At 70.4% G+C, this 22,457-nt stretch carries 24 protein-coding genes and 1 tRNA gene; 6 read left to right on the plus strand and 19 right to left on the minus strand.

Features of this window, described 5'->3' with window-relative positions:
- Positions 1-49 precede the first annotated feature (49 nt).
- Together AC07AG_RS25110 and AC07AG_RS25115 are read left to right on the plus strand one after the other, a co-directional pair.
- Positions 50-1,567, plus strand: coding sequence for an MFS transporter (locus tag AC07AG_RS25110; RefSeq protein ID WP_478757812.1), 1,518 nt, complete (start codon positions 50-52; stop codon positions 1,565-1,567).
- A 103-nt stretch (positions 1,568-1,670) separates the two neighbouring features.
- Positions 1,671-2,441 (plus strand): TetR/AcrR family transcriptional regulator, encoded by a 771-nt coding sequence (locus AC07AG_RS25115; protein WP_478757814.1) that lies wholly within the window; start codon positions 1,671-1,673, stop codon positions 2,439-2,441.
- A 7-nt stretch (positions 2,442-2,448) separates the two neighbouring features.
- Here the strand turns inward: AC07AG_RS25115 and AC07AG_RS25120 are convergent, their stop codons facing one another.
- The 4 genes from AC07AG_RS25120 to AC07AG_RS25135 all read right to left on the minus strand — a co-directional run bounded on the left by AC07AG_RS25120 (position 2,449) and on the right by AC07AG_RS25135 (position 7,150).
- Positions 2,449-2,910: a PPOX class F420-dependent oxidoreductase gene (locus AC07AG_RS25120; RefSeq protein ID WP_478757815.1), complete on the minus strand. Its 462-nt coding sequence runs from the start codon at positions 2,908-2,910 to the stop codon at positions 2,449-2,451.
- 222 nt (positions 2,911-3,132) lie between these two features.
- Positions 3,133-3,951, minus strand: coding sequence for a YceI family protein (locus AC07AG_RS25125; protein WP_478757817.1), 819 nt, complete (start codon positions 3,949-3,951; stop codon positions 3,133-3,135).
- A gap of 161 nt (positions 3,952-4,112) precedes the next feature.
- Positions 4,113-6,581, minus strand: a complete 2,469-nt coding sequence (locus tag AC07AG_RS25130; protein WP_478757930.1) for an MFS transporter — start codon at positions 6,579-6,581, stop codon at positions 4,113-4,115.
- 89 nt (positions 6,582-6,670) lie between these two features.
- Complete coding sequence (locus tag AC07AG_RS25135; RefSeq protein WP_249589005.1) at positions 6,671-7,150, minus strand: MarR family winged helix-turn-helix transcriptional regulator; 480 nt, start codon at positions 7,148-7,150, stop codon at positions 6,671-6,673.
- Positions 7,151-7,322: 172 nt separating this feature from the next.
- Between AC07AG_RS25135 and AC07AG_RS25140 the strand changes: the two genes are divergently transcribed.
- On the plus strand, positions 7,323-7,526 hold the full coding sequence (locus AC07AG_RS25140; protein WP_249589006.1) for a hypothetical protein: 204 nt from the start codon (positions 7,323-7,325) through the stop codon (positions 7,524-7,526).
- 113 nt (positions 7,527-7,639) lie between these two features.
- Here the strand turns inward: AC07AG_RS25140 and AC07AG_RS25145 are convergent, their stop codons facing one another.
- The 9 genes from AC07AG_RS25145 to AC07AG_RS25185 all read right to left on the minus strand — a co-directional run bounded on the left by AC07AG_RS25145 (position 7,640) and on the right by AC07AG_RS25185 (position 13,436).
- Positions 7,640-8,410, minus strand: a complete 771-nt coding sequence (locus tag AC07AG_RS25145; RefSeq protein WP_478757820.1) for a hypothetical protein — start codon at positions 8,408-8,410, stop codon at positions 7,640-7,642.
- A gap of 90 nt (positions 8,411-8,500) precedes the next feature.
- Positions 8,501-9,361 carry an RNA polymerase sigma factor SigF gene (locus AC07AG_RS25150; protein WP_249589008.1) on the minus strand — a complete coding sequence of 287 codons (861 nt, stop codon included), beginning with the start codon at positions 9,359-9,361 and terminating at the stop codon, positions 8,501-8,503.
- Positions 9,362-9,605: 244 nt separating this feature from the next.
- Positions 9,606-10,544, minus strand: a complete 939-nt coding sequence (locus AC07AG_RS25155) for an RNA polymerase sigma factor SigF (RefSeq protein WP_478757821.1) — start codon at positions 10,542-10,544, stop codon at positions 9,606-9,608.
- Between the two features lie 237 nt (positions 10,545-10,781).
- Positions 10,782-11,075: a Dabb family protein gene (locus tag AC07AG_RS25160; RefSeq protein WP_249589009.1), complete on the minus strand. Its 294-nt coding sequence runs from the start codon at positions 11,073-11,075 to the stop codon at positions 10,782-10,784.
- A 51-nt stretch (positions 11,076-11,126) separates the two neighbouring features.
- Positions 11,127-11,306: a hypothetical protein gene (locus tag AC07AG_RS25165; RefSeq protein ID WP_160505981.1), complete on the minus strand. Its 180-nt coding sequence runs from the start codon at positions 11,304-11,306 to the stop codon at positions 11,127-11,129.
- 446 nt (positions 11,307-11,752) lie between these two features.
- Positions 11,753-11,837 (minus strand) — tRNA-Ser (locus AC07AG_RS25170).
- A gap of 57 nt (positions 11,838-11,894) precedes the next feature.
- On the minus strand, positions 11,895-12,326 hold the full coding sequence (gene tadA, locus AC07AG_RS25175) for a tRNA adenosine(34) deaminase TadA (RefSeq protein ID WP_478757931.1): 432 nt from the start codon (positions 12,324-12,326) through the stop codon (positions 11,895-11,897).
- A gap of 132 nt (positions 12,327-12,458) precedes the next feature.
- Positions 12,459-13,034: a tRNA adenosine deaminase-associated protein gene (locus tag AC07AG_RS25180; RefSeq protein ID WP_478757823.1), complete on the minus strand. Its 576-nt coding sequence runs from the start codon at positions 13,032-13,034 to the stop codon at positions 12,459-12,461.
- A 216-nt stretch (positions 13,035-13,250) separates the two neighbouring features.
- Positions 13,251-13,436: a hypothetical protein gene (locus tag AC07AG_RS25185; RefSeq protein WP_160505980.1), complete on the minus strand. Its 186-nt coding sequence runs from the start codon at positions 13,434-13,436 to the stop codon at positions 13,251-13,253.
- 170 nt (positions 13,437-13,606) lie between these two features.
- Between AC07AG_RS25185 and upp the strand changes: the two genes are divergently transcribed.
- Complete coding sequence (gene upp, locus AC07AG_RS25190; RefSeq protein WP_135331553.1) at positions 13,607-14,242, plus strand: uracil phosphoribosyltransferase; 636 nt, start codon at positions 13,607-13,609, stop codon at positions 14,240-14,242.
- Positions 14,243-14,335: 93 nt separating this feature from the next.
- Here the strand turns inward: upp and AC07AG_RS25195 are convergent, their stop codons facing one another.
- Both AC07AG_RS25195 and AC07AG_RS25200 read right to left on the minus strand, forming a co-directional pair.
- A complete protein-coding gene (locus AC07AG_RS25195) occupies positions 14,336-14,983 on the minus strand; it encodes a LytR C-terminal domain-containing protein (protein ID WP_478757824.1) in 648 nt (215 codons plus the stop codon).
- A 120-nt stretch (positions 14,984-15,103) separates the two neighbouring features.
- On the minus strand, positions 15,104-15,400 hold the full coding sequence (locus tag AC07AG_RS25200) for a type II toxin-antitoxin system VapB family antitoxin (protein ID WP_003955420.1): 297 nt from the start codon (positions 15,398-15,400) through the stop codon (positions 15,104-15,106).
- A gap of 303 nt (positions 15,401-15,703) precedes the next feature.
- On the opposite strand from AC07AG_RS25200, the gene AC07AG_RS25205 reads away from it, so the two are divergent.
- Positions 15,704-17,236 carry a helicase HerA-like domain-containing protein gene (locus AC07AG_RS25205; protein WP_478757932.1) on the plus strand — a complete coding sequence of 511 codons (1,533 nt, stop codon included), beginning with the start codon at positions 15,704-15,706 and terminating at the stop codon, positions 17,234-17,236.
- 44 nt (positions 17,237-17,280) lie between these two features.
- Here AC07AG_RS25205 and AC07AG_RS25210 read toward each other — a convergent pair whose 3' ends face one another.
- The 3 genes from AC07AG_RS25210 to AC07AG_RS25220 all read right to left on the minus strand — a co-directional run bounded on the left by AC07AG_RS25210 (position 17,281) and on the right by AC07AG_RS25220 (position 19,307).
- On the minus strand, positions 17,281-17,439 hold the full coding sequence (locus AC07AG_RS25210) for a hypothetical protein (RefSeq protein WP_478757825.1): 159 nt from the start codon (positions 17,437-17,439) through the stop codon (positions 17,281-17,283).
- 60 nt (positions 17,440-17,499) lie between these two features.
- On the minus strand, positions 17,500-17,820 hold the full coding sequence (locus tag AC07AG_RS25215; protein WP_478757826.1) for a hypothetical protein: 321 nt from the start codon (positions 17,818-17,820) through the stop codon (positions 17,500-17,502).
- Between the two features lie 902 nt (positions 17,821-18,722).
- Positions 18,723-19,307, minus strand: a complete 585-nt coding sequence (locus AC07AG_RS25220; protein ID WP_478757828.1) for an HhH-GPD-type base excision DNA repair protein — start codon at positions 19,305-19,307, stop codon at positions 18,723-18,725.
- 171 nt (positions 19,308-19,478) lie between these two features.
- Here AC07AG_RS25220 and AC07AG_RS25225 point away from each other — a divergent pair, with 171 nt between their 5' ends.
- Positions 19,479-21,080, plus strand: a complete 1,602-nt coding sequence (locus AC07AG_RS25225) for an ABC-F family ATP-binding cassette domain-containing protein (protein ID WP_478757830.1) — start codon at positions 19,479-19,481, stop codon at positions 21,078-21,080.
- Positions 21,081-21,236: 156 nt separating this feature from the next.
- Here the strand turns inward: AC07AG_RS25225 and AC07AG_RS25230 are convergent, their stop codons facing one another.
- On the minus strand, positions 21,237-22,457 hold the full coding sequence (locus tag AC07AG_RS25230) for a flotillin family protein (protein ID WP_478757831.1): 1,221 nt from the start codon (positions 22,455-22,457) through the stop codon (positions 21,237-21,239).

Here is a 22,457-nt window from a genome sequence, read left to right on the forward strand (position 1 = left end):
GTACGTCGCTGACCACACGTACACCGTATAAGCAGAAGGAGAGGGAGGCATGACGGCAACGACGACCGCCGAGACCCCCACAGCCCCACAAGGGCACCCCCAGCGCTGGCTGATCCTCGGCGTCATCTGCCTCGCCCAGCTCACCGTCCTCCTGGACAACACCGTCCTGAACGTCGCCATCCCCTCCCTCACCGAGGAACTGAACGCGTCCACGGCCGACATCCAGTGGATGATCAACGCCTACTCGCTCGTCCAGTCCGGCCTGCTGCTCACCGCGGGCAGCGCGTCCGACCGCTACGGCCGCAAGAAGATGCTCACCGCGGGCCTCGTGCTCTTCGGCGTCGGTTCGCTGGTCGCGGGCCTCTCCCAGTCCTCCGGGCAGCTCATCGCGGCGCGGGCGGGAATGGGCATCGGCGGCGCGCTCCTGATCACCACCACGCTCGCGGTGGTCGTGCAGATCTTCGACGACAGCGAGCGGATGAAGGCGATCGGCCTCTGGTCGACCGTCAACTCCCTCGGCTTCGCGCTCGGCCCGCTGATGGGCGGGGTCATGCTCAACCACTTCTGGTGGGGCGCGATCTTCCTGATCAACATCCCCGTCGTGCTCCTCGCGCTCGCCGCCGTCATCAAGCTGGTCCCCGAGTCCAAGAACCCGCAGGGCGACCGCCCCGACCTGCTCGGCGCGCTGCTCTCGACCATCGGCATGGCCTCGGTCGTGTACGCGATCATCTCCGGCCCGGAGCACGGCTGGACGTCGACGCAGGTGCTCGTCGCGGCGGCGGTGGGCGTGGTCGTCCTGGGCATCTTCGTCTTCTGGGAGCTGCGGATCCCGTACCCCATGCTGGACATGCACTTCTTCCGCAACCAGCGCTTCATCGGAGCGGTCGCGGGCGCCATCCTGGTCGCCTTCGGCATGGGCGGCTCGCTGTTCCTGCTGACCCAGCACCTCCAATTCGTGCTCGGGTACGAGCCGTTGGAGGCGGGCCTGCGCACGGCGCCGATGGCGGTCACCGTCGTCGCGCTCAACCTCACCGGCCTCGGCGCGCGCCTCCTCAAGCGCACGAGCACGCCCGCGACGATCGCCATCGGCATGACCCTGCTCTCCGCGGGCCTCGCCGGGATCGCCCTGTTCGGCGGCGACAACTACACCGGGATGCTGACCGGCCTCATCGTGATGGGCGCGGGCATCGCGCTCGCCATGCCCGCCATGGCCAACGCGATCATGAGCGCGATCCCGCCGGAGAAGGCGGGTGTGGGCGCGGGCGTCAACGGCACGCTCGCGGAGTTCGGCAACGGTCTGGGCGTCGCCGTGCTCGGCGCTGTCCTGAACTCACGGTTCGCCTCACTCGTCACGGTCTCGGCGGTCTCGCTGCCCGCGGCGCTCGCGGCCGCGGGATCGGACGCCGAACGCACCAGGATCGCGGACGCGTTCTCCTCGGGCCTGGAGACCAGCCAGCTGGTGGGCGCGGTGGCCGTGCTCGTCGGGGGTCTGCTGGCAGCCGCGTTGCTGAAGCGCGCGGAGAGGGCAGACTCAGCGAAGGCGGACCGCGCCGCGGCGTCCGCATAGCATCGACGGGTGGGCGATGGACTGGCTGATTCCGTTCTGTCGCCCGCCCCGCACGACCGGTACCAGTACCGGTAACAAGAGCTCATGACCAGGAAGGTGCGCCATGGCGAAGGCAGCCGACCGCGCGAAGCGCCCCGCGCGGACCAGCGTCTGGCTGGAGGGCAAAGCCCCCCGGAACGGTGCGGGCCGCAGGAGTGATCAGCCGTCGGGCCTCGACCGGGACCGCATCACCGAGGTCACGGTCCGCCTCCTGGACGAGGAGGGCCTCGCCAAGTTCTCCATGCGGCGCCTTGCGGCGGAACTGAACGTCACGGCGATGTCCGTGTACTGGTACGTCGACACCAAGGACGACCTCCTCGAACTGGCCCTGGACGCGGCGGCCGGGGAGATGACCCTGCCCGACCCGGACGCGGCCCCGGCCGACGGGTGGCAGGAGAGGCTGCGCGAACTGGCCCAGGAGTACCGGGAGTTGCTGGTCAGGCACCCCTGGGTGTCGCCGCTCGTCGGCAACTTCCTCAACATCGGGCCGAACTGGATCAAGTTCGCGCTCGCCGTGCAGGTGGTGGTCCGCGGGACCGGCCTGCCGGTGGAGAAGCAGGCCGGTGCCATCGCCGCGGTCTTCCAGTTCGTGTACGGATTCGGCACGGTCCAGGGCCACTACATCGCGCGGTGCACCGCGGCGGGGCTCACTCCCGGGGAGTACTTCAAGGAGGCCATGGGCGCGGTCAGCGCTCATCCTGCCCTGGAGGAGACCCTGCACAGCTCCGCCGACATGATGGAGGCGCGGGGCGGGTCCACGGTCGAGGAGATGTGGGAGCTGGACTTCAGGGTGGCGCTCGACCTGCTGGTGGCGGGCATCGAGGCGACCCTGTAGCGGGCCTCTAGGCCTTCGACGCGGGGAAGCCCCCGGTGGCCACCGGGCCCCACCTCTCCGGGGTGATCCGGATGATGGACTTGCCCTGCTTCACCATGGCCTCGCGGTACTCGTCCCAGTCCGGGTGTTCACCGGAGATGTTCCGGAAGTACTCGACGAGCGGCTCCACCGACTCCGGGGAGTCGATGACCTCGGCCGTGCCGTCGACCTGGACCCAGGGGCCGTTCCACTCGTCGCTGAGCACGATGACGCTGACCCGCGGATTCCGCTTGGCGTTCCGCGTCTTGGCCCGCTCCGGGTACGTGGACACCACGATCCGCCCGGAGTCGTCGACCCCGCAGGTCAGGGGCGATCCCTGCGGGGTCCCGTCCGCCCTCGCGGTGAGCAGGACGGCCCGGTGCCGGGGGCGGACGAAGTCCAGCAACTCATCAAGGGATACGGCGGTGTTGCTAGCGATATTGGGTGCCATGCGCGGCACGATACGCCGCGGGCGGCGGGTGGAGCGTGTACCTCACCCACCACTCACCCGTCCCCCGCATCCACCCCTGACCGAACAAGCCTTTCCCGCCCACCCACCCGATTGCCCCGCAGCGATCGGTGATTCGCCGCAGTCGGGAGCGCACGGGAGGGGACATACCGGCACGGCCCCGCACCCACCCACGAACCAGACCCGCACCGCCCGCCGCCCCCACTACACCTGCGGCAACCCATCCCCCTGCACAGCCTGGATGTCCAGCTCCACTCGCAGGGTGGTCCCGATGGCCGAGATGCCCGCCTGCACCACCTGGTTGTAGTTCATCGCGAAGTCCTCCCGGCGCAGCTCCGCCGTGGCGCGGAACGCCGCGCGGGTCCCGCCCCACGGGTCCGCCCCCGTGCCGAGGTAGCTCAGGTCCAGGTCCACCGGCCGTACGACACCGTGCATCTGCAACTCACCGTGCACCGTCCAGCGGTCCGAACCAGCCGGGGTCAGGCCCGTCGACCGGTAGACGAGCTCCGGGTACTGCTCGACGTCCAGGAAGTCGGGCGACTTCAGGTGGCCGTCCCGCATGCCGTTGCCGGTGTCGATGGACGCCGACCTGATGACCGCCTCGACACGCGACTTCTCCACGTCCTCGGCGATCTCCACCCGCCCCCCGAACTCCGTGAACCGCCCGTGCACGCTGGTGATCCCCAGGTGCTGGGCGACCGCGCCCACGGTCGAGTGCGCCGGGTCGATGGTCCAGGGACCCGGCGGCGGCAGCTCGGTGCCGCCCTGCCGGGCCAGGACGATGTTGCCCACCTCGGCACGGCCGCTCGCCGTGACGAGCGCGGTCGAGGCCACGGGCGCATAGCCGACCGCGGTGACGATCACGGTGTACGGGCCAGGGGACAGGTCGGCCGCATCGCGCACCACACCGTCCCCGTCCGCCGCGGCGCGCAGCACCTGCGCGCCGGTCATGTCCGTCAGGGTGACGACGGCGTGCGACACCGCCCACCCGTCACGCGTCCGGATCCGAGCGCTGAGTCCCATCCCGTTTTTCTCCTTGCTGCCAAGCTCAAAAAGAGTGCGGCCCCCGGCGGCGGTGACACGGCCGTCCCCTGCCGTGTACGTCACCACCAACCCGGGGGCCCTTTCCACAACCGGCCCGTGCGCACTCATCCGCTCGAAGCGCGCGCACGGGCCGGGGTCAACTACTCGCCCGGGTGGGCGAGTTCGATGTCGTGGTCGCCGACACCTTCACCGGAGACGGTCAGGCCCGTCGCCACCGGCGGGTAACCGGTCGCGATGACCGTGTACTCGCCGTTGTCCAGGTCGGTGAAGGCGTACGCGCCGTCCGACCCGGTGGTCGCCGTGGAGACGACGTTGCCCGCCGCGTCCACGAGGGTGACCCGCGCGTCGTTCAGCGGCCCGCCCTTGGCCCGCACGGTGCCGAGCACCTGCGAACCGGCCTTGAGCTCGACCTCGACCCGGGTGACGCCGACCGCGCCGACCTCGACGGGCAGCGCCATCGGACGGTGCCCCGCGGCGTTCACCGCGATGGTGACCTGTCCGGGCACCAGCTCGGCGAAGGTGAACTCGCCCTGCTCACCGGTGAGCCCGGTGGCCAGGACGTCGCCGCGGACGTCGGTCACGATGACCATCGCGCCGCCGACCGGCAGCTTGCCGTCGGAGGCCCGCACCACACCACTGAGGCCGCTCGTGCCGCTCAGCAGGATGTCGTACGCGAGGGCCTCGTCGGAGACGACGATCGTGGAGGCCTGCGGCTGGAAGCCGTCGGCCGACGCGATCAGTACGTACGAACCGGCGCCGGGGGCGTCGACCGCGTAGGACCCGTCGCCCTGCGCGACCGCACGGCCCAGCTGGCGTCCCCCGAGGGAGATCAGCGTGACCGCGGCCCGCGGGACCGGAGCGCTCTCCGCGCCGCGGACGAAGCCGTGCACCGGAGTGCCGCCGCCGATGGCCTGCGGGGGAGCCTCACCGGCGGCCGATGAGGCCACGGCGGCGAGCTTCTGCGTGCCGTCGGGACCCGCTTCGGTGTGCGCGCCGACGGAGGCGAGGACCGGCTGCTGGTCGGCGGCCGTGGCGGCCGCGGAGGCCGGGGTGGCCGCCGCCGGGGTGGTGTCCGGGGCCTCGGCCGACTCGGCGGCCTGGGCCAGCGCACCTGACGTACGCAACGGAACCTCCTTGATGAAGATCGTGATCAGGAAGGCGAGGAAGGCCAGCGGGGCGGCGATCAGGAAGACGTCGGCGATGCCGTGCCCGTAGGCGCTCTCCATGACCGTGCGGAACGGGGCCGGGAGCTTGTCCAGGTCCGGGATGCCGCCTCCGCCGGTGCCGCCGTGGCCCATCTGCGCGGCCTTCGGGCCGAGGTCGGCGAGGCCGTCCTTCACGTAGTCGGTGATGCGGGTCGACATCACGGCGCCGAGCGCCGAGACGCCGATGGCGCCACCGAGGGAACGGAAGAAGGTGACGACGGAGCTCGCGGAGCCGAGGTCCTCGGGAGCGACCTGGTTCTGCGTGGCGAGCACCAGGTTCTGCATCATCATGCCGATGCCGAGACCCATCAGGGCCATGAAGATCGCGATGTGCCAGTACTCGGTGTCGTACCGCATCGTGCCGAGCAGGCCGAGACCCGCGGTCAGGAGCGCACCGCCGGCGACCAGCCAGACCTTCCACTTGCCGGTCTTGGTGATGATCTGGCCCGACACCGTCGAGGAGATGAACAGGCCACCGATCATCGGGATCGTCATGACGCCGGACATCGTCGGCGACTTGTCGCGCGCCAGCTGGAAGTACTGGCTGAAGAACACCGTGCCCGCGAACATGCCCACACCCACGAAGAGCGAGGCGAGCGAGGCGAGGGTGATGGTGCGGTTGCGGAAGAGCCGCAGCGGGATGATCGGCTCGCTCGCCTTGGACTCGACGAGCAGGAAGAGCAGGCCGAGGACGATCGAACCGCCGACCATGGCGCCGGTCTGCCAGGACATCCAGTCGTACTTGTCGCCCGCGAAGGTCACCCAGACCAGGAGCAGGCAGACGGCCGCCGTGATGAAGAAGGCGCCGCCCCAGTCGACCTTGACGTCCCGCTTCACGACGGGCAGCTTCAGGGTCTTCTGCAGCACGATCAGGGCGATGATCGCGAAGGGCACACCGACGTAGAAGCACCAGCGCCAGCCGAGCCACGACGTGTCGGTGATGACACCGCCGAGCAGCGGGCCGCCGACGGTGGCGACGGCGAAGGTCGCGCCGAGGTAGCCGGAGTAGCGGCCCCGCTCGCGCGGGGAGATCATCGCGGCCATCACGATCTGCGCGAGGGCGGAGAGACCGCCCACGCCGATGCCCTGCACGACACGGCAGGCGATCAGCATCTCGGCGCTCTGCGAGAGACCGGCGACGACCGAACCGCCGACGTAGATGATCAGGGCTATCTGGACCAGGGCCTTCTTGCTGAAGAGGTCCGACAGCTTGCCCCACAGGGGCGTGGTCGCCGTCATCGCCAGGAGCGACGCGGTGACGACCCAGGTGTAGGCGGACTGGCCGCCGCCCAGGTCGCCGATGATTTCAGGCAGGGCGTTGGAGACGATCGTCGACGACAGGATCGCGACGAACATGCCGAGCAGCAGGCCGGAAAGGGCCTCCATGATCTGCCGGTGCGTCATCGGAGCACCGGAGTCGTGCGCCGCTCCGTGCTTGGCGTGGCTGCCCCGCACACCGGATGGTGTGGTTGTTGCCATGGGCTTCCTCTTCGTTACGCGGGTGTACGGGTGGTCTCTTCGAAGGGGAGCCGGGCCGAAGCCGCACGGCAGTCCCCGAAGCTGTCGCGCAGTCGCGCGAGCAGCGTGCTGAGCTGGACGACCTCGTCGTCCGACCAGTCATGCAAGTAGTGGGTGAGCGTTTTGATCGACAGTTCGTTCAGCTCTTCGAGCTTGGTCCTGCCCTGGGGCGTGAGGCTCAGGATGCGGGAGCGCTTGTCGGCGGGGTCGGGATCCCGGCGGATCCACTCCTTCTCCGCGACATGGGCGACGTGCCGGCTGGTCACCGACATGTCGACGGCGAGCAGCTCGGCGAGCCTGCTCATCCGCATCGCGCCGTGCCGGTCGAGCAGGACGAGTACGGCGGCCGATCCACCGGGGCAGTCGTGGGGCAGACCCCTACCGAGGCCTCGCTTCACCGCACCGATGGCGCTGAGCTGTCGGGCCAGCTCCTCGTACTGACGCTGCGCGGCCACGGCACCTCCTATGTTGTTGCTTAGGGCAACGATAGAGACAGTTGGTTGCCGCAGGCAAACTAAAACTGGACCAACGCCCTAAAGAGTCGGCAAAGGTCTGGGACCGCGCTCGTAAAGTCAGTGGTCAGCGGGGGTTGGGCCGACCCCCGATGGTTCGCTAGGGTCCTGCGCTATGGCACACAACCCCCAGGGCCCCCAGAACACCCCCGACCCCGCCGGCAGCACGCAGATGTTCCGCGCCTTCGTCGACGAGTCCCCGCAGGGCCGGGCACAGCAGCCGGCGGCGGCGCCCGCGGGCCCGCGCATCGGCCTGATCATCGGCGTCGTACTCGCGATCGTGGTGGTGGCGGGAGTGGCGTGGCTGGCGCTGAAGTAAAGGACGACCCGGAGCGCCCCGCCGGGGCGCTGTAGGGGCGTGGGGAACTGCGCGCTCAGCCACATGGGCCCGCAGGTCCGCAGGTCCGCAGGCCCGCAGGTAAAGAAGACCCCCTACTTCCACTTCACGGAGACGTCCCGCGTCTCCACATGCATCCCCAGCGGCACCCGCCACGCCTCGACGCACACGGTCCAGGTCTTCTTCACGGTCTTCCCGGCGTCGACCGGCGCAGGCAGCTTCTCCGTGGATTCGATCGTCGCCCAGTCGACGCCGAGCGCGCCGATCACGTGCGTCCCGAAGGTGACCGTGCCCGAGCGCACCGGTGATCCACCGGTGTTCTTGAAGGAGACGGTCACCTTCTCGCACCAGCGATCGGCCGCGGCCTTCCGCTGCGGTTCGCCGACGCCGAGCTTCGCGGGTCCGCTCGGTCCAGTGCTGGTGGCGGGCCCGGACGGGGTGGCTGGGGCTTCGCTCGTCCCGCCCTCCGGGCTTCCCGCTGAACTTCCCTCCGTGCGACCGGGCTTGGCGCCATCGGCCGAGGAGTCATCGCCGTTCGGGGTGGCCGGGGAGCCCGAACCGGCCTTGCCGCCCGCGGGCTTGTCGGCGGAGTCGCCCGAAGAGCTCGGCCCCGGGGCCTCGGAGCCGTCGCCGCCGCCCTCGCCGTCGCCGCCGCCGTCGCCGGGAGGCGCCTCGCCGTCGAGCGGAACCAACTCCACGTCACCGGTGGGGGCGACACCCTTGCCCGCGGCCCGCTCAGGGCCCGCCGCGGCCGGACCCGTGGCCACATAGCCGTCGCCGTCCCCGCTGCCACAGGCCGCAAGGAGGCCGCCCAGGCACAGGACAGCCGTGGACGCACCCAGTACGTTCCGTATGCCACGTCGCATCGCGCCAGTGTGGCTGACGGTCCGTCAATTAGGAACCCCGTCAGCAACTCCTGTCCCCCTGCGGCGCGTTGAGCCACAGGGGGAGTGCGATCAGTCCGCGATGAGCCCTTCACGCAGCTGCGAGAGCGTGCGCGTGAGCAGGCGCGAGACGTGCATCTGCGAGATGCCGACCTCCTCGCCGATCTGCGACTGCGTCATGTTCGCGAAGAAGCGCAGCATGATGATGCGGCGCTCGCGCGGCGGGAGCTTCGCGAGCAGCGGCTTGAGCGACTCGCGGTACTCGACGCCTTCAAGGGCGCTGTCCTCGTACCCCAGACGGTCCGCGAGGGAGCCCTCGCCGCCGTCGTCCTCCAGGGCGGGCGAGTCGAGCGACGAGGCGGTGTACGCGTTCCCGACGGCCAGGCCGTCGACCACGTCCTCCTCGGACACCCCGAGCGCCTTGGCGAGTTCGGGCACGGTCGGCGAGCGGTCCAGCTTCTGGGCCAGCTCGTCGCTCGTCTTCGTCAGCGCGAGCCGCAGCTCCTGGAGGCGGCGCGGCACGCGCACCGACCAACTCGTGTCGCGGAAGAAGCGCTTGATCTCACCGACGACCGTCGGCATCGCGAACGTCGGGAATTCCACGCCCCGTTCGCAGTCGAAGCGGTCGATCGCCTTGATCAGACCGATCGTGCCGACCTGGACGATGTCCTCCATCGGTTCGTTGCGGCTGCGGAAGCGGGCCGCCGCGTACCGGACGAGAGGGAGATTGAGCTCGATCAGCGTGTCCCTTACGTAGACACGCTCCGGGCTGTCCTTGTCGAGTGCGGCGAGCCGCAGGAACAGGGAGCGGGACAGGGTGCGGGTGTCGATGGCGCCGGGAGCCCCGGTCACAACTGAACTCACAAGCGCGTCGGGCGCCGGTTCGCTCTTCGTGAGCGTGAGCACCTTCGAGCTGCCCTGGTCTGCGGACATGCCACCCCCTTGAGGTCGCGGACGGTCACGGCGGACGCTCCCGTCGGAGGAACGCAGCCTCCACCTGAATACCGGACGTGGGACTGCGGCAAACGCGGTTCCAGCAGAATGTCACATGTCGGCAACACGCTGTAGTTACATGTCGACAAATAAGAGTGACATCGATGCAGGAAAGAGGGGGTCTGGGGCTTTTCTGCTCAGGGGAACGTCGGGAACCGCTGTGAGAGCAGTCCACTCGTTACGGTTACGCCTCGATACGATTTGCGGATCGAAGTCGCGCGAAGCTTCTGGCCAGCAGTCTTGACACATGCATCTGAGAAACGCCCAATTCGGCGCTGATCTGTGATTGCGTCAGATTGCTGTAGTAGCGCAGCAGCAGGATGCGCTGTTCGCGCTCGGGCAGTTGGACGAGGAGATGGCGGACGAGGTCGCGGTGCTCGACGCCGTCGAGCGCGGGGTCCTCATAGCCGAGCCGGTCGAGCAGACCGGGAAGGCCGTCGCCCTCCTGGGCCGCCTCCAACGACGTTGCGTGGTACGAGCGTCCGGCCTCGATGCAGGCCAGGACCTCCTCCTCGGTGATGCGCAGGCGTTCGGCGATCTCCGAGGTCGTGGGCGAGCGCCCGAACGCCGTGGTGAGGTCCTCGGTCGCCCCGGTCACCTGCACCCACAGCTCGTGAAGACGGCGCGGCACATGGACCGTTCGTACGTTGTCGCGGAAGTACCGCTTGATCTCGCCGACCACGGTGGGCATCGCGAAGGTCGGGAACTGCACTCCGCGGTCGGGGTCGAAGCGGTCGATGGCGTTGATCAGGCCGATCGTGCCGACCTGGACGACGTCCTCCATCGGCTCGTTGCGGCTGCGGAAGCGGGCGGCGGCGTACCGCACGAGGGGCAGGTTGGCCTCGATGAGCGCGCCGCGGACGCGGCCGTGCTCGGGGCTGCCCGGCTCGAGCTCCTTGAGCTCGCCGAAGAGCACCTGCGTCAGGGCCCGGGTGTCGGCGCCCCTGCTGCTGGAAGTGGACCGGGCGGTCTGCGGACCCTGTCCGCCCTGTCCGCCCTGTGAGTCGTGCACGTCCTGGAGGCCCGGGGCGCCCGTGCTGGGGGTGCTGGGGGTGCTCGGTGCTTCGGGGCTGCTCGCTTGCGGGGTCACGGGTGGTGCTTCGGGCGCAGTACTGGCCGGCACGGTCAACGCCACCCCTTCTCGGTCAAGCCCAGTCAAGTCCTGTCGAGCTCAGTCAAGATCAGCCGACCCTGGTCAACTCATCCGTCAAAAGCGGTCATAGCATCACAAGACATGTGCACTGTGTGCAAGCACCCGATAACTACGTGTTGAGGGGCAAGTTGGGCCGTAAGACGCAGAAAAGCCCCTCACCGTTCCGGTGAGGGGCCCGCTTCGCGCAGGGCTGCTGAGCCGGCCGGCTCAGAACTCGTAGTCCGCGATCACCCACGTGGCGAACTCCCGCCACAGTGCGACGCCCGCCTGGTGGGCGGGGTGCTCGATGTAGCGCTTCAGCGCATCGGTGTCCTCGACCGCCGAGTTGATGGCGAAGTCGTACGCGATGGGCCGGTCGGTGATGTTCCAGTCGCACTCCCAGAACGAGAGCTCCGGGATCTGCTCGCCGAGCGCGCGGAAGGCCTTGACTCCCTCGACGACGCGCGGCTCGTCGCGCTCCACACCGTCGTTGAGCTTGAAGAGGACCAGATGGCGGATCATGCGCACTCCTGGGAAGCGGGGAGAGGAGGTGGAGGACGGCGGGCGAACCGCTCAGTCCTTGCCTCCGTTGGCGACCCATGTCATGAAGTCGCCGATGCTCTGAGCGGCGTCCGAAACCGCCTCGAAGCCTATCTGCACATAGTCCGCGGCCTTGGCCGGGTCAGTGATGATCACGTAGAGCATGAAGACGACGAGCGCGAAGAGCCCGATCTTTTTCCACTGCACCGCCACGCTCCCGGCCTCCCCTTACCTGCTGCGCTCTGTGACCCCTGTGACGGGCGAGAGTCTAACCCGGCACGTCCTCACGGGGTCTTTAAGGACCAACGGCCCGGCAGCAGAGGCCCTTTGCCGGGCCGCTCCCGGTTGCGCGAGGCGCAGGATTGGTGATGTGCCCCAGCGGATCTGGCAGGAATCCGCGGGCACGGGACTGGCCCCACTGCGGGGCCACGCGCCGTCTGCTTCCCCCGAACGACGGCGCCGGCTTGAGGGTTCCAGTCCTCATCGGGGGAAGCGGCTTGTCCCCCCGATGCCGCTTCCCCCGTCCAAGGCGGGTCAGAGCCCCGGCGCCTTCGCGGCGCCGGGGCTCTCGTGCGTGCGGGGGCGGCTTTGCCTGCCGGCGGCCTGCCCCGGGAACGACGAAGGCCCCGTCCTCGCGGACGGGGCCTTCGTATCAAGAGCGGTAGCGGTGGGATTTGAACCCACGGTGAGTTTCCCCACACTCGCTTTCGAGGCGAGCTCCTTCGGCCGCTCGGACACGCTACCGAGAGGAACTCTAGCCCAAAGTGGGCCGTGGTCCGAAATCCGTTTGGCCGACGCCCCTCAGCGCCCGCGGAAGAAGCGTGTGAGCAGCCCCGCGGCCTCCTGCGCGAGGACCCCCTGGATCACCTCGGGGCGGTGGTTCAGCCTTCTGTCGCGTACGACGTCCCAGACCGAGCCCGCGGCGCCCGCCTTCTCGTCACGCGCTCCGTAGACGACCCGGTCGACGCGGGACTGGACGAGGGCGCCCGCGCACATCGTGCAGGGCTCCAGGGTCACCACCAGCGTGCAGCCGGCCAGACGCCACTCGCCGAGCGCTGCCGCTGCCCTGCGCAGGGCGAGCACCTCCGCGTGCGCCGTCGGGTCGCCGGTCGCCTCACGTTCGTTGTGGCCCGCCGCGAGCACCGTCGTGCCGTCCGGGGACAGCACGACGGCGCCGACGGGCACATCGCCGCCCCGGACGGCCAGTTCGGCCTCGGCCAGGGCGAGCCGCATGGGCGCCCGCCAGCGGTCGCGTACGGGATCGGCTTCTCGGCCAGTCTCTCGGCCGTTCTCGCGGCCGGTTTCTCGGTCGGTCTCGGGCGGGGTGATGTGGTCGTGGTCGTTCCGGTCGGTCACACCCGGAACCTAGCGGACTGTCTCGAGCACCTCCGCCGCCCCGAGGATCTCGGCGATGTCGCTGAGCGCGTCACCGGGCTCAAGGCCGAGCAGCTCCTTCTCGGGCACGCCGAGGTCGGTCAGGAGCTCCGGGTCGCCGAGGGGCCCCGCGGGCACCGCGTCGCCCGGGGTCTCCCCCGTGTCATCGTCGTCGGCGGCGGAATCGGGGGCGGCGTCGGACTCGGCGGGTTCGCCGTCCTCCGTGCCGTCCAGGTCGAGGGCGTCCAGGTCGACACCCGGGTCGTCGGTGCCCGGCTCACGGCCGAGCATCTCGTCGGTGAGCAGGATCTCGCCGTACGAACTCCGGGCGGCGGCGGCCGCGTCCGAGACGTAGATACGAGGGTCCTCCTCACCGTCGACGCGGACGACGCCGAACCAGGCGTCCTCCTGTTCGATGAAGACGAGGACGGTGTCGTCCTCAGCGCTGCCGGCCGTGGCCTCGCGGGCCAGGTCGGTCAGATCCGACAGGGTCTCCACATCGTCGAGCTCCGTGTCGCTCGCTTCCCACCCGTCTTCGGTGCGCGCGAGCAGTGCGGCGAAGTACACCGTGACTCTCCCACTGGTCATAGACAGTGCCGGTTGACGGTTTGGGTGTCCCCCCGGCGAGTTCGGGGAGCGGGGGAGTTGCTGTTCCAAGCCCCGCCCACTCGGAATCGTGGCAGAAACCACGGCCCGAGGAGAGGTCTTCCGCCCGCTGTGTCCGCGTCGCGTTCCACGGACGGCTCTCCGGTGCCTGCGTGAGAGGTGGCCAAGACGCGGCAGCTACCAGCGGAACGTGCGCATACGCATCTGCTGACGCATCCGTGCCGCCCGGGCGCGGCGCGGCTTCACACGGTCGCGGAGCTCGATGGCCTCGGCCCGTTCGTGCAGGAACTGGGCACGGCGGCGCCGGCGCTCGGCTTCGGTCTCGCGGTCCGGCTCTCGGCCGCCGGGCTCTCTGTCCGGCATGGGCAACACCACCCCAGGTCGTACGTCCACTTTCCCCCGTACGGCGGGTTTGATGCCAGCGCGAGGTGTTCTCGGGGGTCAGGAGCGGGGGTGTGGCCGACTGCCGCCGGAGCAGCCTGGGCGGTCCCGGGAGCGGTCGGGGGGCTCAGGGCGCGGTTACTGTTGACGGCATGCGGATTCACGTCGTCGATCACCCACTGGTGGCGCACAAACTCACCACGCTGCGCGACAAGCGCACCGATTCCCCCACCTTCCGGCGCCTCGCCGACGAGCTGGTCACCCTGCTCGCGTACGAGGCCACCCGGGACGTGCGCACCGAGCAGGTCGACATCGAGACCCCGGTCACCCCGACCACCGGCGTCAAGCTGTCCTACCCGCGCCCCCTGGTCGTACCGATCCTGCGCGCCGGGCTCGGCATGCTGGACGGCATGGTGCGGCTCCTGCCGACCGCCGAGGTGGGCTTCCTCGGGATGATCCGCGACGAGGAGACCCTGCAGGCGTCGACGTACGCGACCCGCATGCCGGAGGACCTCTCCGGGCGCCAGGTGTACGTCCTGGACCCGATGCTGGCCACCGGCGGCACGCTCGTCGCTGCCATCCAGGAGCTGATCAAGCGCGGCGCGGACGACGTCACCGCCGTGGTGCTGCTCGCCGCCCCCGAGGGCGTCGAGGTCATGGAGCGCGAGCTCGCGGGCACGCCGGTGACGGTCGTGACGGCATCGGTCGACGAGCGCCTCAACGAGAACGGCTACATCGTGCCGGGCCTCGGCGACGCCGGTGACCGGATGTACGGCACCGCGGAGTAGCACTCGCGCGGGACCGCGGAGCTGCACTGTGCACGGGACCGCGGAGCAGCGCTCCGCGGTCCTTCTGGCGTGGCGTACAGCGTGGCGTGGGGTTCAGCAGTCCTTGCGGCCGCTGGACGGCGAGGACGTCGGCTCGGGCTCGGCGAGTACCGCCAGGGCCTTGTCGGCGTCCTCTTTCTTTGCCAGATCCTTGAACTTCGCGCCCAGGATGAGGTCGACCTCGCCGCCCTTGCGGGCGTCCGTCCGGCTCTCGGTGCCCGCGAGCTGAGTGCCGAGCACCGGCAGGGCGGTGTCCGTGGCGGTCCTGGCGCCGAGCAGTATCCCGGTGCCCTTGACCTTCTTGTCGTACGCCTTCGGGGCGTTGTCCACCTTGCCGACGGTGAAGCCGCGCTTCTTGAGCTCGGCCGCCACGTCCTTGGCGAGGCCGCCGCGGGGCGTCGCGTTGAAGACGTTGACCTTGATCTGGCCCGGTTTGGGCAGGGCCTTGGGGGCGGGCGGCTCGGCCGATGGGCCGGGCTCGGCGGCACAGTCGCTGCGCGAGCCCGCCGCCGTGGCCTTGCTGCCGCCGGTGAAGACGTCGATGAGCTGCAGTGTCCCCCAGCCGATCAGGCCCACCGCGACGACGGACGCGACCACCGCGAGCACGATCCTGCGGCGGCCACGGGTTCGGCGCATACGCGGATATTTGGCCCCCGTGATGCGGTACTTGCCGCCCATGCCGGGGGGAGTGAGCATGCTCATGGGCGCAGCGTAGTGCGACGACGCCGTGATGCCTACTAAATGATCATTGACTTGGGCTCAGTCCAACCCGAAAGGGTCAATGAGGGCGTGGGTGTCCCTTGTCGCGGCTGTTCGCCGGGGTCAGCCCAGTTCGAGGACGCGGGCGTGCAGCACCTGGCGCTGCTGGAGCGCGGCGCGGACCGCGCGGTGCAGTCCGTCTTCCAGGTAGAGGTCGCCCTGCCACTTCACCACGTGCGCGAACAGGTCGCCGTAGAACGTGGAGTCCTCCGCGAGGAGCGTCTCCAGGTCCAGCTGGCCCTTGGTCGTCACGAGCTGATCGAGGCGGACCGGGCGCGGCGCGACGTCCGCCCACTGCCGGGTGCTTTCCCGGCCGTGGTCGGGGTACGGCCGGCCGTTTCCGATGCGCTTGAAGATCACACGGAAAGCCTACCGGGCAAGGCTCTCCGGGCGCAGCCATGGAGACGGAGTGCGACTCTGGGAAATGACGTCGTAAATCAGGGCAAACCGGGAACACGCACGCCGGGAACAGGGGCAGAAGTGAGCGACAGCCAGCCGATGCCGTCCACGACGGGGAGCGCGAACCCCTCTAACGAGTCTTCGCCGGTCGCGGGGGTGACGACCGGAGGGCCGGGTTCCGGTGGGGTGGGTTCCGGCGAGGTGGGTTCCGGTGAGGTGGCCGCCGAGGTCGTCAGTGGGGGTGCCGCTCTGCCGCGGGAAGCCATGGAGATCGTCTCCGGGTACGCCTTCAGCGGGCCCGCGTTGGATCTCGGCGCGCTCCTGTGGGACGGGCAGTGTCTGCCCGACGCCCAGATCCGCATCCCGCTGGCCATGCTCAACCGGCACGGCCTTGTCGCGGGGGCGACCGGCACGGGTAAGACGAAGACCCTCCAGCTCATCGCCGAGCAGCTGGCCGCGCAGGGAGTGCCGGTGTTCCTCGCCGACGTCAAGGGAGACGTCTCCGGGATCTCGCTCCCCGGGGAGAGCGGCGAGAAGGTCGCCGAGCGGGCGCGGGAGGTCGGGCAGACCTGGGAGGCGACGGGCTTCCCCAGCGAGTTCTACGCACTGGGCGGGATCGGTACCGGGATTCCGGTGCGGGCCACGATCACGAGCTTCGGCCCCGTGCTGCTCTCGAAGGTGCTGCAGCTGAACCAGACCCAGGAGCAGTCGCTCGGCCTGATCTTCCATTACGCGGACCAAAAAGGGCTTGAACTGGTCGATCTGAAGGATCTGCGGGCCGTGGTGACGTTCCTGACGTCGGACGAGGGCAAGTCCGAGCTCAAGGGGATCGGCGGTCTCTCCACGGTCACCGCGGGCGTCATCCTGCGGGCGCTGACCGCCTTCGAGGCGCAGGGCATGGGCGACTTCTTCGGGGAGCCGGAGTTCGACACGAGCGAGTTCCTGCGGGCGGCGCCTGACGGGCGTGGGCTCGTGTCGGTGCTCGAACTGCCCGCCGTGCAGGACAAGCCGCAGCTCTTCTCGACGTTTCTGATGTGGCTCCTCGCGGATCTCTACAACGACCTGCCCGAGGTGGGCGACGTCGAGAAGCCGAAGCTCGTCTTCTTCTTCGACGAGGCGCATCTGCTCTTCAACGGGGCGTCGAAGGCCTTCCTGGAGGCGATCACGCAGACCGTGCGGCTCATCCGGTCGAAGGGGGTCGGCGTCTTCTTCGTGACGCAGACGCCGAAGGACGTGCCCGGCGATGTCCTCGCCCAGCTGGGCAATCGGGTCCAGCACGCGCTGCGGGCGTTCACGCCGGACGACCAGAAGGCGCTGAAGGCGACGGTCAGGACGTTCCCGAACTCGGCGTACGACCTAGAGGAGACGCTGACCGCGATCGGCACGGGCGAGGCGGTGATCACGGTCCTGAGCGAGAAGGGCGCGCCGACGCCGGTGGCGGTGACGCGGTTGCGGGCGCCGGAGTCGTTGATGGGGCCGGTGGAGGCGGGGGCGCTTGAGGGGGCGGTGAAGGGGTCGTTGTTGTACGGGCGGTATGCGGAGGCGGTGGATCGGGAGTCGGCTTACGAGAAGTTGACTGCGCGTCGGGCGGAGGCGGAGGCGGCTTCCGCTGCCGCTGAGGTGGAGAAGTCCGTGGAGCGGGGCGAGCGGGGCAAGGGGCAGGGCTCTGGTTCCGGCTCTGTCGTTGATCAGGTCGTGGGGAGCGGGATCTTCAAGTCGCTTGCGCGGTCGTTGGGGACGCAGATCGGGCGGGAGATCTCGCGGTCGGTGTTCGGGACGGCTCGGCGCAGACGCTGAGGCCGGCGGGGGCGTCCGCGTCTGCGCCGGTGGGGCCGGCGGGGTCAGCGGCCGTTCTGCTCGGCGCTGTGCTTCTTCTTGCCGTGGTCCTCGTCGTCCTCGGTCTGTGACGGGGCCGGGGCGATGGCGTCGGGGTTGGGGGCGTTGCGTACGGCTTCGGCGCGGAGGAGGGCGTGCAGGGCCGCGTACGGGTCGATGGGCATGGGTGTCTGTCCTGTCGTCGGTTCGATGCTGGTGGTGGGTTCAGTCCGGGGCGGGGACTGTCAGCAGCGGAGGACGACGGAGCGTGGGGCGGGGAGGTGGGTACGGCTGCGGGTGGGGAGGGGGTGGCTTCGGCGAGGTTCGCGGCGGCGAGCGGCTGCGGTGGTGGCGGCGGGGGCGGGGCGTCTTGTGTTGACGCGGAGTGCGCTGTCGGCGGTGTCCTGGTGGGCCTCGCCGGTGGGCTCGGTGGAGACGGCCGCGGGTGGGGCGGGGGCGGGGGCGGCTTCGGCGGGGGCCGCGGGGGCGAGGACGGCGCCCAGGAGGGCCAGCAGGATGAGGGCAGCGCGGAGCCACGCGGGGCGGGGTGGCGCGGCGCGGCTCATGAGGGGTCATGTCCCCCGGCTGGACCCTGTTGGCATGGCCCGACGCCGAGATCCGCCCTCTTGGGCTAGGAACGCCGCGGGCGGCTGACGCCGGGTCTTGGGGGTGCTGCGGTGCTGGTCCGTGTGTGGGTGCGGGGCCGTGCCGGTATGTCCGTCCTCGCTATCGTCCGGTGGCCGTGGGGCTGCTGCGGCGGGGGAGTGCCGCGAGCCGTGCTCCGGGCGGACATACCGGCACGTCCCCTCGGGTCTCGCTGCCGACTGCGGGTGCGTGGGGGCTGCTGCGGTGCTGGTTCGTGTGTGGGTGCGGGGCCGTGCCGGTATGTCCGTCCTCGCTATCGTCCGGTGGCCGTGGGGCTGCTTCGGCCCCGGAGCGCCGCGAACCGTGCTCCGGGCGGACATACCGGCCCGTCCCCTCGCGTCCGCTGCCGACTACGGGTACGTGGGTCCCGAACCGCACCCGCCGAGGCTCGTCGCCCCGTCGGCCTGCACGGCTCGCCCAGCAGCCAGTGCCCCGCTGTACCCCCCACGCCACGGGCCCTGAGGGAATCCCCCGCCGCCTGCCCCCACACCGCGCGGACTGTCCATCTGCCGTTGCTGATCTACGCGCCCCCCGGCCGACACCCACCCCGACTGCCGTACGTTCTCGTCCGCTGTTCAGCCCTCGGGTGCAGGCCGAGCCCGGGGACCCCCTCCCTGCCGCAGGGGTCCCCACTCACCCTCGTGTGCTGTTCAGACCTCCGGGCGCAGGCCGCCCACTAGCTCTCCCTGCCGCAGGGGTCTCCCCCCACCCACCCGCCAGGCGATCACCCCACCCGCCCCCCTTGCCACCGCGGGGCAATCGGGTGGGTGGGTGGGAAAGGCTTGTTCGTCCAGGAGGATGCCGGGGGTTGGAGCCCAGGGGGTTAGTTGGTGGGGGCCTTTGCTGCTGCCTTTAGTTGTTGTTTGTGGGTGCGGACCCTTTGGAGGGATTCCGGGCCCGTGATGTCCGCTACCGAGCGGTACGCGTCCGGTTCTCCGTACGGCCCCGCCGCCTCCCGCCAGCCCGAAGGCCGTACGCCCAGCTGCTTGCCGAGCAGGGCCAGGAAGATCTGGGACTTCTGCTTGCCGAAGCCGGGGAGGTCGTTCAGGCGCTTCAGGAGGTCCTTGCCGGAGGCGGCGCCCTCCCACAGGGCGGTGGGGTCGCCCTCGTAGTGCTCCACCAGGTAGGCGCAGAGCTGCTGGATCCGCTTCGCCATCGATCCGGGATAGCGGTGCACCGCCGGCTTGGTGGAGAGCAGCGCCGCGAATGCGTCGGGGTCGTACGCCGCGATCTCATGCGCGTCGAGATCGTCCGCGTTCAACCGCCGCGCGATCGTATGCGGGCCGGCGAACGCCCACTCCATCGGAACCTGCTGGTCGAGCAGCATCCCGACGAGCGCCGCAAGCGGACTGCGGCCGAGGAGCTCATCGGCTTCCGGCTCCTGGGCGAGGTGGAGGGTGACGTCCATGGAATCGATCATCCCCCGTGGGGCGCGGCTTCGCACGGTGCCCGAAATCCGCGTGCGGCCCCGGCGCCCGCCCCGCTAGCCTCGTCGTATGTCTACGCCCCGCATCTCCTAGCCAGGACACCGGTCTCCACGTCACCCGTGTGTCCATTCGCTACTGCGGAGCGTTACCTCATGATCACCGCCCGACGCATCGACGTCCGCGGCGGCGCCCGCCTCCTGCTGGCCGGCGCCTCCTTCCACATCGCCCCCGGCGACCGCATCGGCCTCGTGGGCCGTAACGGCGCCGGCAAGACCACGCTGCTCAAGACCCTCGCGGGGCAGGTCCCACCCGCCGCGGGCAGTCTCACGACCACCGGCTCCGTCGGATACCTCGCCCAGGACCCCGCCGCCGCCGACCCGCACGGCACCGTCACGGCCCGCATCCTCTCCGCCCGCGGCCTCGACCGGGCGGCGCGGGACCTGCGTACCGCCGAGAGCGCGATGGCCGCCGCCGGAAGCGACGCCGAGCAGCGCCGGGCCATGGCCGCCTATGCGCGCGCGGACGACGCGTTCCAGACGCGGGGCGGGTACGCCGCCGAGGCGGAGGCCGCCCGCGTGGCCGCCGGGCTCGGGCTGCCCGAGCACATGATGGACGCACCGGTGGGCCACCTCTCCGGCGGCCAGCGGCGCCGCGTCGAGCTGGCCCGGATCCTCTTCTCGCGCCACGACACCCTGCTGCTCGACGAGCCGACCAACCATCTGGACGCCGATTCGGTGGGCTGGCTGCGGGGGTATCTGGGGTCATGGAGTGGTGGGCTCGTGCTCATCAGTCATGACGTCGGGCTGCTCGCGGACACCGTCAATCGCGTCTTTGTGGTCGACCCCGGGCGCGCCTGTCTCGACGTGCACAACACCGGCTGGCAGACCTACCTCGACCAGCGCGCCGCGGACGAGCGGCGGCGCGGCCGTGAGCGGGCCAACGCGGAGCGGAAGGCCGCCTCGCTGCGCAGCCAGGCGGAGAAGATGCGCTCGCACGTCGCCACCGCCACCGCCGCGAAGAACATGACCCGCCGTGCCGACCGGATGCTCGCCGCCACCGAGCCCGTGCGGAGGGACGAGCGGGTCGCGCGGATCCGGCTGCCCCGGCCCGCGCCGTGCGGGCGTACTCCGCTCGGTGCGGTCAGTCTGGTGAAGGCGTACGGGGGGCGTGGAGTGCTCGGCGGTGTCGATCTCGCGGTCGACCGGGGGAGCCGGCTCGTCGTCCTCGGGCTGAACGGAGCGGGCAAGACCACCCTGCTGCGCATCCTCGCCGGGGCCGAACTCCCCGACAGCGGACGGGTGGTGCACGGCCACGGCGCCCGGCTCGGCTACTTCGCGCAGGAGCACGACACCCTCGACGGCGGCATGACGGTGCGGGAGAATCTCGCCGCCGCCGCGCCCGGCCTCACGGACGGTGAGGTGCGGGGCGTCCTGGGGTCCTTCCTGTTCCGCGGGGACGACGCCGACAAGCCCGCCGCGGTGCTCTCCGGCGGCGAGAAGACCCGGCTCGCGCTCGCGGGGCTCGTGCACTCGGGGGCGAACGTCCTGCTCCTCGACGAACCCACCAACAACCTCGACCCGGCCTCGCGGGACGAGGTGCTCGGCGCGGTGGGGACGTATCCGGGCGCGATCGTGATGGTGACGCACGACGAAGGGGCCATCGACGCGCTGCGGCCCGATCGCGTGCTGCTCCTGCCGGACGGGACCGAGGATCTGTGGGGTCCGGACCACCGGGAGCTCGTCGCGCTCGCCTAGGGCCGCGCGTGCGAGAGCGGGCCTCGCGTACGACCTCGCGTACGAGAGCGGGCCTCGCGTACGACCTCGCGTACGAGAGCGGGCCTCGCGTACGACCTCGCGTACGAGAGCGGACCGCCGCCGGGGCATCCCGGTGGCGGTCCGCCGCTCGTGGGGCTACTGGATCTCGACGGGGCCGTCGCCCTTGCCGCCGTCCCTCTTGCCGCCGTCCGCCTGGCCGTTGGCGGGCGCGCCCAAGTAGCGCTTGATGTCGACCGGTTCGCGCTCGCCCCGCGCCTGCGTCTGCGCCTGCGCGGTGGGCGTACCGAGGTTGTTGCGCACCGAGTCCAGGATCGTCAGGCCCTGGCCGACGAGTCCGGCCGCGATCTCGCCGAGGCCGTCCGCGCCGTTCAGGACGTTGACGTTGGCGCCGGACAGGCCGGTCGCCGCCTCCTTCACGATCAGCGGCAACTGGTCGATCAGCATCCGGTCCAGCGCGACACGGTCGTACGACGCGGCCGCCTCCGCCTGGATCTTCATCCGCTCGGCCTCGGCGAGGGCGAGGACCCGGATGCGCTCGGCGTCGGCCTCCGCGGGCTTGACCACCTCGGCGACCAGCTGCTGCTGGCGCAACTGGGCGGCACGCTCGGCCAGTTCGGTGCGCGCGTCGAGGACCTCCTGCTGGGCGTGCGCCTCCGCGAGGGGGCCCGCCTGGGCGGCCTTGGCCTGGGCCCGCTCGACCTCGGCGGAGTACTGGGCCTGCACGATCGCGGTCTGGCGCGCGTACTCGGCCTGGTTCCGCGCCGCCTCCTGCTCGGCCTCGGCCGCGGCCTGGGTGGCCTTGGCCTGGGCGATCTGGGCCTGGCGCTGGATGGCGGCCTTGTGCGGGGCGGACATGGCGTCGATGTAGCCGGTGTCGCCGTCGTCGATCGACTGGATCTGCAGCGAGTCCACGTGCAGACCGATCTTCGCCATCTCGGACTTCGAGGTGTCGAGGACCTCGGTGGCGAGCTTCTGCCGCTCGGTGACGATCTCCTCGACGGTCATCGAGCCGATGATGGAGCGGAGATGACCGGCGAAGATGCGGCCGGTCAGGACGGACATCTGGTCCTGGTCGGAGAGGAAGCGCTGGCCCGCGTTGACGATGCTCTCCTTGTCGTTGCCGACCTTGAAGGCGATCACCGCCCGCACCTTCAGGGCGATGCCCTGCCGGGTCACGCAGTGCTCGACGACCTCCGCCTCGCACATGGACAGGGTCAGGAAACGGGTCTTGCGGAAGATGGGGAGCACGAACTTGCCGTGCCCCGTCACCACCCGGAACGGGGCGCCGCCGAGGCCTCGTCTGCCGCCGGAGATCAGCATCGCCTCATCGGGGGCGGGAACGCGGTAACCGAACAT

It is taken from the genome of Streptomyces sp. NPDC044044 (genome assembly GCF_056434405.1).